The 9,106-nt window shown below is 57.7% G+C and carries 8 protein-coding genes; 5 read left to right on the plus strand and 3 right to left on the minus strand.

Going from position 1 to position 9,106, the window contains the following annotated elements; all coding sequences use genetic code 11:
* Window positions 1-591: 591 nt before the first annotated feature.
* Window positions 592-1,761, minus strand: a complete 1,170-nt coding sequence (locus tag ACGVKB_RS07470; RefSeq protein WP_392350709.1) for a M10 family metallopeptidase C-terminal domain-containing protein — start codon at window positions 1,759-1,761, stop codon at window positions 592-594.
* A gap of 352 nt (window positions 1,762-2,113) precedes the next feature.
* Between ACGVKB_RS07470 and ACGVKB_RS07475 the strand changes: the two genes are divergently transcribed.
* A complete protein-coding gene (locus ACGVKB_RS07475; protein WP_392350711.1) occupies window positions 2,114-2,908 on the plus strand; it encodes a prohibitin family protein in 795 nt (264 codons plus the stop codon).
* A 12-nt stretch (window positions 2,909-2,920) separates the two neighbouring features.
* Entirely contained in the window at window positions 2,921-4,198 is a 1,278-nt protein-coding gene (locus ACGVKB_RS07480; RefSeq protein ID WP_392350697.1) for a DUF389 domain-containing protein, read from the plus strand.
* On the opposite strand, the gene ACGVKB_RS07485 is transcribed toward ACGVKB_RS07480, so the two are convergent.
* Both ACGVKB_RS07485 and ACGVKB_RS07490 read right to left on the minus strand, forming a co-directional pair.
* Window positions 4,158-5,030: an SAM-dependent methyltransferase gene (locus ACGVKB_RS07485; RefSeq protein WP_392350699.1), complete on the minus strand. Its 873-nt coding sequence runs from the start codon at window positions 5,028-5,030 to the stop codon at window positions 4,158-4,160. The two genes, ACGVKB_RS07480 and ACGVKB_RS07485, sit on opposite strands and share 41 nt — an antisense overlap.
* Window positions 5,008-5,856: a class I SAM-dependent methyltransferase gene (locus tag ACGVKB_RS07490; RefSeq protein WP_392350701.1), complete on the minus strand. Its 849-nt coding sequence runs from the start codon at window positions 5,854-5,856 to the stop codon at window positions 5,008-5,010. The genes ACGVKB_RS07485 and ACGVKB_RS07490 overlap by 23 nt, the downstream gene beginning before the upstream one ends.
* 381 nt (window positions 5,857-6,237) lie before the next feature.
* On the opposite strand from ACGVKB_RS07490, the gene ACGVKB_RS07495 reads away from it, so the two are divergent.
* Genes ACGVKB_RS07495 through ACGVKB_RS07505 form a run of 3 tightly spaced genes read left to right on the plus strand, consistent with a single transcriptional unit; the run spans window position 6,238 to window position 8,953 of the window.
* Complete coding sequence (locus ACGVKB_RS07495; protein WP_392350703.1) at window positions 6,238-7,116, plus strand: ATP-binding cassette domain-containing protein; 879 nt, start codon at window positions 6,238-6,240, stop codon at window positions 7,114-7,116.
* Window positions 7,113-8,006, plus strand: a complete 894-nt coding sequence (locus ACGVKB_RS07500; protein WP_392350705.1) for an ABC transporter permease — start codon at window positions 7,113-7,115, stop codon at window positions 8,004-8,006. Before ACGVKB_RS07495 ends, ACGVKB_RS07500 begins: the two co-directional genes overlap by 4 nt.
* Window positions 8,003-8,953: a glycine betaine ABC transporter substrate-binding protein gene (locus ACGVKB_RS07505; RefSeq protein WP_392350707.1), complete on the plus strand. Its 951-nt coding sequence runs from the start codon at window positions 8,003-8,005 to the stop codon at window positions 8,951-8,953. The genes ACGVKB_RS07500 and ACGVKB_RS07505 overlap by 4 nt, the downstream gene beginning before the upstream one ends.
* Window positions 8,954-9,106 lie beyond the last annotated feature (153 nt).

The raw sequence follows: 9,106 nt of genomic DNA on the forward strand, positions 1-9,106 counted from the left end.
CAATCGCGCACAGTGCTGAGGCTGGGAACAGGCCCGCAGGTGCCCCTGCTGAACGCCCAGGTCCTGCGGTAAGGGGCCGGCGAAATGGAACACCATCACCACCGCCAGGAGCGAAGAGATCAGACCACACAACATCAGAACCACTCCCGGGCAACCGCCAATCGCTGCTTCAACTCGTGCTCTGAGGCACGCTGGAGAATCGAGATCTCAATTCCCAGAAGCGTTTGCACGCTATTGCCACCGTATTTGGCCTGGCCACGAAAACGGCGGTACGCATCTAGAAGCAAGACCCTGGACTCCTCAAAAGAAATCCAGGAGTGCGCTGAGCACAAGCTCCTGACGCAGTCATCCAGATTTAATCTCATCTTAAGACCTTTAGCAGGTCGTCGCGCCGCTGCCAGAGTGACCAGTGGAACGTCTGTGCCCTGCTCTGATGGCCTATGAATCACCCCCAGCAGAGACGCGTCGCTGTGACAGCTGTGGACACACACGGTCTCTCAATTTTTTTGGGCTAGACAGCCAGGAATGCCGCGCCTGTGAACAACGGCGGCGTCCGATCGCGGACGACAACACCGAGACTGTGACGCGTCCTTAAGGCATTTCAAAGGGCTGAGCCACGGCATGCTCAGCGATCGTCAAGCCGGCCGTGCCGACCAGGAAAGCCACGCGAACACCGTCGACAAGAACGTCAGTTCCACGGCGACCGGCGGCGAACTCAACCCCGAGCAAATCCTGATCAAATACGAGCAGATCCGACTGAGCCGCAAAATCGAGAATGGTGACAAACGATCCAGGTTCAGCAGATACCCAGAATTGATCGCGTCCTGGCCCTCCCCTGAGACGATCCGGCCCCGATGCACCGGCATACAGAACGTCATCGCCGCGGCGCCCCTTCAGCAGATTCCCGGCCGCGTTGCCAATCAACCAGTCATCACCCTGACCACCGGTGGCATCTTCAATCACACATAACCCTGGTGACGCGCCAAGCAGGAGACCATCCCAGTCGTGCGCGATGGTGAATCCCCCCCAAACCCCCTCAACCCGGCTGAGGTAACCGCCGGCGGCATCACTCACCTCCAAGCTGGCGTTGCGCAGGTCAATGGTGACGGGGTCAGAAGCACCCGCTGCATCAATGCGATCCCGGCCGCCTGTATCCCACAGGCTCTGCCAACCCACCCCTTCACCGTTCTCGGTTGGCAGGTCGTAAACGTCATCGCCTGCAGCGGCCTCCCCGTTAATTCCATACAGCCACTGCAACGCCGCGATATCCAGAGCGCCCGGAGTTTGCAAAAAGCCAAAGGCCTCAGCCCTGGGAGGAACCGCACCGTTGCGCGCCCTCTTGTCCACGTAGGTGAGCTGCGTCCAGGGCTGGGCATTCTGTCCATGCAAACCAGCGTCCCGGTAGATCTTCGAGCCGCGGGTCAACCCTGGGAAACGCGGTTGCCCCTCAAGGCCACGGTCGTGGGGATGCTTTAAACCGACCGCATGGCTGAGCTCATGCAAAAAGGTGATGCCATAGAAACTTCCCGGGGCAATCGGATGGCGTTCTGTGCCGTCCTCCTTCCGGTAAGCCGACCAATTCATCGCAACCAATCCCTCATCCGAGCTGCTTCCGGGGGTGTAGGCGAAGCCAAACGCGCCATCGGCCGCTTCATCGTCCAGGTTGTAAAACCAGATTTCGACGTCGTCGTCGTTGTCATCACCGCGGTCAACAAAACGCAGACCGCACACCGCCTCGATGGCAGCGATCGCATCAAGCATCAAGGCACGTTCGTCATCACTCCAGCCCCACGAGGGGTACCCGGCAAACAGCCCACGGGGCTCGTTGGCCGTGGAGCGAATAAAGCTGTAACCAATGGTCGGTGAGACCTCTGTCGTCCCCCAGCGGTAACCGTCAATCAGGCCGTCGATCCATGGATTCTCCGCACGGGGAACGCGAACGGGGCTTTGATAGGTCATGGATGAATGCTGATGCCCGCAACCTGTGTGGGCAACGACGGCCGTTCCGATGCAACGCTGCAATGGTGTCGGTTTTGCCCTGGATTGCGAACCCGATCAACAACACCGTCGTCAAGGCGACATCATCGGGAGACCGCTCTTCGTCCGGTCCGTCATGCAGACGCCCCGTCCAATCAATGACCCAACGAGCGGATTGGTGAGCCTGGTCGCCATTGCACTGAGTGTGCTCCTGCTGATTGGCCAATCGCTCTTCATCGTTCCGGCGGGCAAAGTCGCCGTTGTCACCACCCTGGGCAAGGTGAGCGGAGGATCACGCCTTCCCGGTCTCAACCTCAAAATCCCTTTCGTGCAGTCGATTTATCCCTTTGACGTGCGCACGCAGGTACGGCCTGAAGAATTCGCCACACTGACGAAAGACCTCCAGGTCATTGAAGCAACGGCCACCGTCAAATACGCCGTGCGTCCGGATGAGGCGGGTCGGATCTACCGCACGATTGCCAGCAATGACCGTGACATCTACCCCAGGATTATTCAACCGTCCCTGCTGAAAGCACTCAAGTCAGTTTTTTCGCAGTATGAGCTGGTCACCATCGCGACCGAATGGAATGACATCTCATCGTTGGTGGAGCGAACCATTGCGGATGAACTCACCAAATTCGACTATGTCGAGGTCCGGGGGCTCGACCTCACAGGTCTTCAGATTGCAGAGGAATACCGTGCCGCAATCGAACAAAAGCAAATTGCTGAGCAGCAGTTATTGCGGGCCCAAACGGAGGTCAAAATCGCAGAGCAGGAAGCAATTCGCTACGACACCTTGAATCGCAGCCTGGATGACCAGGTCTTGTTCAAGCTTTTCCTTGATAAATGGGATGGTCAGACAGAGGTGGTTCCTTCCCTACCCGGTAACGCAAACGGAACACCTCCTGTCATCGTCGGTCGGCGGAGTTAATCGCCAAGCATCGTGCAGCGAACCCAGAACGATCTGCTGGAAGAAGGCCATCGTCTGGATGAGCTCCATCGCAGCTACGACGCCGATGCTGATCTGAATCAGCCCTTCATCATCCAGACGATTGGCTCCAGCGTGATCGCAACGCTGGGGCTCATCGCCGACAACCCAGCTGTTGTGATCGGAGCCATGGTGGTGGCCCCCTGGATCCTGCCGCTGCGAACGGCCGTGTTCGCGCTTCTGGCATCCGATTGGCGCCTGATGCGTGAAGCACTCACCACCCTTCTGGTGGGAGCGGTGATCTGCCTCAGCCTCTCGTTCATGCTCGGCCAGATCGCTGACCACAGAGGGCTCTTGGTGCCCGGAGCCTTCCAATCAGAGATCGTGGGTCGACTGAGTCCATCCATGCTGGATCTCGGTATTGCATTCGTGGCCGGTGCCATTGCGACCTACGCCAAGGTTCGAGCAGACGCTGTCAGTGCGATGGCGGGTACGGCCATCGCCGTGGCGCTCGTCCCACCGGTCTGTGCCAGCGGACTGACCGCGGCCATGGCCGACTGGAGCAATGCCATGGGCGCTGGACTGATGTTTGCCGCCAACCTGCTGGGCATTGTGATGGGAGGCATCGGTGTGCTGTGCCTACGAGAGCCCTATCTACGCCAAAAATTATTCAACAATCGCCAGAGCAAACTTGCACTCCTCACAGCAGGGGTCCTCAGCATCGGCATTCTCACCCCTTTATATGAAGGCTCAAGGCGACAACGTCGCGTCCTAAGAGAACAGCAGATCCAGGAAAAAACCGAACAGATTCAACGGGATGTGGAGTCGTTAATTGCTGAATTCCTCATGCGAAAAACACTCACATTCAATGCCAATCTGGCCCGTGTTTCCCTCGATCGCAACGGTCAACAATCACCTCGAATTATTGATGTGGCCGTCTATGCAACCGATCCAGGCATTCCCAGCTTCGAACAGGTGGAACAGGTGCAGACCTTGATCAATCAACGGATTGGCCAACCCTTGAACGCGACTTTTCAGTTACGCGTGCAACGGATTCCGATCACGGTGGTCAGCGGCAGCGAACAACAGAACCAACTCAGCCGCACCAATCAGCAAACCAACGTTGAAGAACGCCTCAAAAACCTCGAACAACAGCTCCAAACCTTGCGATCCATTCCGATGGTCCCTCCGAGCCCAGAATCAGAACTGCCGTCAGCAGGCAACACTCCCTCAGACAGCAGCTCTGAAGACGTCAGTCCACCGGCCGCCGAAAACGCATCAGCCCCCAACTGAGGCGCCCCTCAAGGCCACCATCAATCCAATGCTGAAGCCCCAGATCCATGCGATCGAGATAAGCGGGGCTGATCGATTGCTCCAGCTCAGCACGTCGCTGCCTGGTCACCTCCTGGACCCGGGTGTAATGACGCACCAACATGCCTGAACGGTCATCCCAGACCTCACGCGCAAGGCCAACGCGCTCTGCCCAGGCGCGATAGCGATCGGGTGAGGCCAAATCCGGCAGGTGAATACGATCCAGAATGGGCTTTAACCGACTCATCTCCACACCATCCATGGCCATGGGATCGGTCAACACAAAACACCCACCCGGCCGCAACAAGCGAGCCACCTCTGCCAAGACCTGAGCGCGGTTACCGGCGTGGAGAATCGCATCCTGACTCCACACCAAGTCAGCGGATTGATCCGGCAGCGGGACCTGTTCAAAGGATGCATCGTGCACTGTGATCCTTGCGGAAACCCCCGCCGCAGCATTCAGTCGCCTGTGCCGCTGATTTTCGACAGCGGAGATATTGATGGCATGGACCGAGCGATCACTCCATGACGCCAGGCGACGTGCAGCTCCGCCATACCCCGAACCCAAATCCACCACCACACCACCCTGCGGAAGGTCGGTTGCCATCGCCATCAACGCATGCACAGTGCGATCACTGGCCACCGCAATCGACTCAGCGGAGGAGTCATATAAACCGATATGAATGTCTTCACCACCCCAGACTTTTTCATAAAAACGATCAGCATCTGCACTGTCGTAGTAGTCGGCTGCAACAGAATCAGCCGTCGTTAAGCAATCGCTGTCCATGGGATCAAAGCATGGTGGCATCGCCATCAAAGCGATACTCTTTTTCAGCAACATGAACGTAAAAGTCAGGATCCTCGAAATCCCGTTGATAATCGCCGTAACTGGCAATCTTCTGAAAACCCACCTCTGACATCAACCGGCGCACATAGCCATAGCGAAGCGGAAACATATTCAAGTGATAGGTACTGCCATCTCCGAATGCATAACGAAAACGAGCCAGGCCCTCATCCACATGCTCAGGACCAACCTGGACGTCCTCCCCGCAATAGACAGTTCCCTTCGCACCGCTAACAGCCGACCCACCTTCCAATAGTCGGTCATAATTACGATGGTCAAGAATCAGCACACCGTTGTGCTTCAAAACAGCATAATACTCAGCCAAAGCCTTTCGGCGGTCACGCTCTTTAAATAGGTGAGTAAAAGAATTACCAAGGCATATCACAGCATCAAATGTGCCATGAATGTCACGATTAAGAAAACGCCAGTCCGCCTGCGCCGTTCTCAACAACTGATCGCGATGACGGGCATTCCGAAATGCACGCGCCAGCATATTCGGACTTCCATCTGCACTAACGACATCAAAACCCTCTTTCAATAAACGAACGGAATGGAACCCCGTGCCCGTAGCAACGTCAAGAACCGAATGGGCGCCGTAGTCTTTAAGAATTCGAATGAAGAAATCGCCTTCAGCCCGTTCACGTGCCTCCCAATCAATCAAACGATCCCAGCGATCGGCGAAATCTTCGATGTACTCCTGCTGATAATGATCCGTCTCCCGCACCGACTCAGGGGACTCTCCGAAACGCTGCTGGTCTCCCCCCCGCGAAGAAGGACTCGTCTGCGTTGAAGTCATACCAACCCATTACTTAAGAGCGCAGAGAAGCAACAATGCATCAAAAATCACCCCAAAAAGAGGGGAAAAGGCATTGACCCTGCACGGGATTCAGTACGAATCAGACCGATGCTTGGACCCTATCAAGATCAAAACAGTCTGTCAGGGGCGACCCAAGCAAACAGCATTCAATGCAAAGATCAAAACCGGCAAATCCCCTGCCCTACAGCGGATCCCAAACAACCTTTTGAAACCCTCAAGATTAAATCTGCGACCGACCCAGACCCTTGAAAATCTTGATCGACTGCTTCTACGCTGAACAGAGGCTGCGACGGAATGATCGATCCGATTCGCATCTGCGATGTATCCAAATCTTTTGGAGATCGACAGGCGATCAACGCCTTGTCTTTGAACATCAAAGCCGGTGAGATCACCGTACTGATGGGTCGTTCCGGTTCCGGAAAATCGACTCTGCTGAGAATGATCAATGGACTCATGCGGCCGACCTCCGGCAGCGTCAAGATCCAAGGGAGGCCACTCCATGAACTCCATGCACAGGAGCTGATCGCGTTGAGGCGACACAGCATCGCCATGGTGTTTCAGTCCTTCGCACTCTTCCCTCACAGAACAGCACTTGAAAACGCCGCTTTCGGGCTCGAAATCGGGGGAATGGCCAGGCGGCCAAGGCTTGAACGTGCCCGTCACATTTTGGATCGCGTTGGCTTGGCGAAGGATCTCCACCGCTACCCGGAGCAATTGTCCGGTGGCATGCGCCAGCGCGTCGGACTCGCCAGAGCCCTGGCCCTGGATCCACCGATTCTCTTGATGGATGAAGCCTTCTCGGCACTCGACCCTCTGATCCGAACAGACATGCAAGATCTTTTGCTCGGATTACAGCAAGAGCAGCCGCGCACGATTGTTTTTGTCTCGCATGATCTCGATGAAGCCGTCCGCGTTGGTGATCACATCGCGCTGCTCCACAACGGCCAGCTTCTGCAGGTGGGAACAGCCCCAGAGTTCCTGCTGAATCCCGCGACGGAAACCGTTCGGACCTTCTTCAGCAGCATCGATCGCGCCGATGTTCTCCACCTCGGTGCCATTGCCGAGCCCGCCAACGCCGACAGCCTGGATCAGCTGCCCAGGCTGCCGGCGACAACCCGACTGCGAGACGCCATGGCGACCATCGCCCATGCAGGAGCGATCGCCGTGATGGACCAACAGGATCAACTGCAGGGAGTGGTCACCGCCCAGTCCCTCCTCCATGCACTGCAACCGCAATGACAGCCCCTGTCCTGATCAGTGCCACGGAAGCCGGAGCGATGGGTCGCATCGCTGATGCTGCGGTGGGGTGGCTACTCAGCCATGGCCAACCGGTGTTTCAGCAGATCAATGGGGTGATCCTCATGCTGGCGGGACTCACCGAACATCTGCTGGAGCTCCCCAGTGCCTGGCTCCTGGCCGCACTTCTCGCGGGCCTCGGGCTGTGGCGTGTCAGTGCTGGCTTTGCCCTGTTCACCCTGGTCGGCCTGAATCTCGTTGTGAGCATGCAGCTCTGGGAACCAATGATCGGCACCTTGGCTCTGGTCCTGACGTCGGCGTTGCTCGCGCTGCTGATCGGGTTGCCTGTCGGTGTCCTGGCAGCACGTCAGAGATGGATCTGGGCCGTAACCCGACCCCTGTTGGATCTCATGCAAACCATGCCGGCGTTCGTTTACCTCATTCCCGCCGTGATGCTGTTCAGCACAGGGGCCGTCCCCGCCGTATTAGCGACCGTGATCTTCTCCATGCCGCCGGTGGTGCGCCTCACCGTGCTCGGTCTTGAGCAAGTCCCGAAGGATTTGCTCGAAGCCGGCCGTTCCTTCGGTTGTTCCGAGGGGCAACTGCTGATGAAAGTGCAATGGCCCAATGCCCAACCCACCGTGATGACCGGAGTCAATCAGACGCTGATGCTGGCCTTATCGATGGTGGTGATCGCATCCATGATTGGAGGCGGGGGCCTTGGCGATGTTGTGCTTCGAGGCATTCAGCAGCTGAACATCGGGCTGGGCTTCGAGGGCGGCCTCGCCGTTGTCATCCTCGCGGTGATTCTCGATCGCTTATCCCAAAGCCTGAGTCACCCTCCAAGCCGGCCGCTGAGCACCAGGTTGAGGCAGTTGTGGGGACACCCATGACCCCGTTCCAGAACTGGCGGCGGCGCAGTGTTTTGCTGGCGGGACTGGGACTGGCCGGCGCGTCCCTGAGCAACATCGCCCGACAGGCGCAACCACCGGAGGGCAATCGTGAGCTCTCCGATCCAGCCCAACAGCTTGGCGGGAGCAACAACACTGAAAGGCCGCTGCGTCTGGGCTGGTCTCCCTGGGCCGACGCGGAACTGATCAGCCTGATGGTGGCTGCCGTGATTGAACAGGAGTTGAAACGTCCGGTCGAACGCGTCATGGCGGACATCGGCATCCAGTACCAATCCGTGGCCCGCGGCGATCTCGATCTGATGCTGATGGCGTGGCTCCCTCTCACCCACAGGGAGTACTGGACGGATGTCCGCGATCGAGTCCAGGACTACGGGCCGATGTACAGCGGCCGCCTCGGCTGGATCGTGCCGAACTATGTGCCGGAGAGCATCATCAACAGCATCGAGCAGCTGCGGCAACCAAGCCTGGCCGCTCGTTTCAACAATCGGGTGCAAGGCATTGATCCCGGATCAGGACTGAACAAGACCTCACGGGACGCATTGAAGCGCTACGACCTGACCACCATGGAGCTCGTTTCCTCCAGCAGTGCGGCCATGACGGCTGTCCTCGCCAAGGCGATTGCCGAAGAGGACTGGTTGATCGCCACCAGCTGGACGCCCCACTGGATGTTTGCCCGTTATCAGCTGCGTTTCCTGAAGGACCCAAAGGGAGTCTTCGGAGGCCTCGAACGCATTCACTCCATCGGCCGTCCCGGGCTGGATCAGTCGGCCCCCTCCGTGGCCGCATTCCTCAATCGTTTTCACGTCCCCGAACCGGACCTCGATGCTTTGTTGCTCGAAGCCCAGGACACATCCCCCGCAGCTGCCGTTGAGCGATATCTCGCTGAGAACCCATCCCGCTTGCGGTATTGGACAACGGGCTCCATCTGAAGCGGCTGAATCCGTTGTCGCACCAGACAACAAAAAGCCCCCGCCGTGAGGCGGGGGCTTTCCGATTCAGTTGATCTGAATCGTTTGTTCTGTTCCAGAAGGAACAGGTTGATTCCAGATCAACCGATGGCAGGTGCCTGCAGAGCCACAGGA

The sequence above is a fragment of the Parasynechococcus sp. genome (genome assembly GCF_042954325.1).
GTDB lineage: Bacteria > Cyanobacteriota > Cyanobacteriia > PCC-6307 > Cyanobiaceae > Parasynechococcus.

Bases quoted from the DNA above. Each gene is read 5' to 3' on its own strand.
- ACGVKB_RS07470 (WP_392350709.1), bottom strand. From the start codon at position 1,761: ATGCTTGATGCGATCGCTGCCATCGAGGCGGTGTGCGGTCTGCGTTTT.
- ACGVKB_RS07475 (WP_392350711.1), top strand. From the start codon at position 2,114: ATGCAGACGCCCCGTCCAATCAATGACCCAACGAGCGGATTGGTGAGC.
- ACGVKB_RS07500 (WP_392350705.1), top strand. From the start codon at position 7,113: ATGACAGCCCCTGTCCTGATCAGTGCCACGGAAGCCGGAGCGATGGGT.
- ACGVKB_RS07485 (WP_392350699.1), bottom strand. From the start codon at position 5,030: ATGGCGATGCCACCATGCTTTGATCCCATGGACAGCGATTGCTTAACG.
- ACGVKB_RS07490 (WP_392350701.1), bottom strand. From the start codon at position 5,856: ATGACTTCAACGCAGACGAGTCCTTCTTCGCGGGGGGGAGACCAGCAG.
- ACGVKB_RS07505 (WP_392350707.1), top strand. From the start codon at position 8,003: ATGACCCCGTTCCAGAACTGGCGGCGGCGCAGTGTTTTGCTGGCGGGA.